This is a genomic window from Sphingobium scionense (genome assembly GCF_014197035.1).
GTDB classification, from domain to species: domain Bacteria; phylum Pseudomonadota; class Alphaproteobacteria; order Sphingomonadales; family Sphingomonadaceae; genus Sphingobium; species Sphingobium scionense.
The window spans coordinates 1-1,002 of sequence record NZ_JACIEU010000102.1 but is presented as its reverse complement, the minus strand read 5'-3'; the positions used below and the strand labels follow the sequence as shown (position 1 = coordinate 1,002).

Here is a 1,002-nt window from a genome sequence, read left to right as displayed (position 1 = left end):
GCCGCGATGTCGGCGCCGGCCGCCGCCAGCGACAGCGCGATCGCCTGGCCGATGCCGGTATTGGCGCCGGTGACGATGGCACGCCTGCCGCCAAGATCGAAGATAGTGCTCATGTCAGGACTCCCTGGCCCCTCCCGCTCGCGCGGAAGGGGCGAAAAACCGTCAGGCCAGCTGGCAGATGTCCAGCACGTTCATGTCGGTATAGTCCTGGTTCTCGCCGGCCATCGCCCAGATGAAGGCATAGGCCTTGGTGCCCGAGCCCATATGGATCGACCAGGGCGGCGAGATCACCGCTTCCTCGTTGGCCATGACGATGTGACGCATCGCGTCGCCCTCGCCCATATAGTGGAAGACGCGGTCGGCATCGCCATCCAGCTCGAAATAGAAATAAATCTCGCTGCGGCGCTCATGGATGTGCGGGGGCATGGTGTTCCACACCGAACCGGGCTTGAGCACGGTCAGGCCCATGACCAGCTGCGCGCTGTCGCAGATGCCGGGGATGACGAGCTGGAAGATGGTGCGCTCGTTGGATTCCTCCAGGCTGCCGCGCTCCAGCGCATTGGCGTCGGCGATGCCGAGCTTGCGGGTGGTGAACGCCTTGTGCGCCGGGCAGGAGGCGAGATAGAAACGCGCGCCGGCGCCGGCGAACTCTACATCCTTGGCGCCCATCGTCACATAGAGGCAATCCTTGTTGCCGAGCGTGAAGACTTCGCCGTCGACGGTCACGGTGCCTTCGACGCCCGAGACATTGACGATCGCCAGTTCGCGCCGCTCCAGGAACGGGTGGCCCGCCGCCGAGGCCGGCTCGGTCTGTGCCGGCAGCTTCACCGGCGCATCGGCCACCGCCACGCCGCCGATCACGAAACGCTCGGCATGGGTATAGTTCAGCACGCATTCGCCGTCACGGAACAGCCCGCCGATCAGATAGCGATCCCGCAGCTCCTCGTTCGACACGCACTCCATCATGTCCGGGTGCGTCGCATAATAGGTCTTGTCGAACAT

The 1,002-nt window shown here is 64.8% G+C and carries 1 protein-coding gene and 1 pseudogene; both read right to left on the bottom strand.

Annotated features, from left to right (window positions below; genetic code table 11):
• Nucleotides 1-113, bottom strand: a pseudogene (locus GGQ90_RS29620) (2-deoxy-D-gluconate 3-dehydrogenase); the annotation flags it as partial.
• A gap of 49 nt (nucleotides 114-162) precedes the next feature.
• On the bottom strand, nucleotides 163-1,002 hold an 840-nt coding region (gene kduI, locus GGQ90_RS28930; RefSeq protein WP_017500956.1), incomplete at its 5' end, for a 5-dehydro-4-deoxy-D-glucuronate isomerase.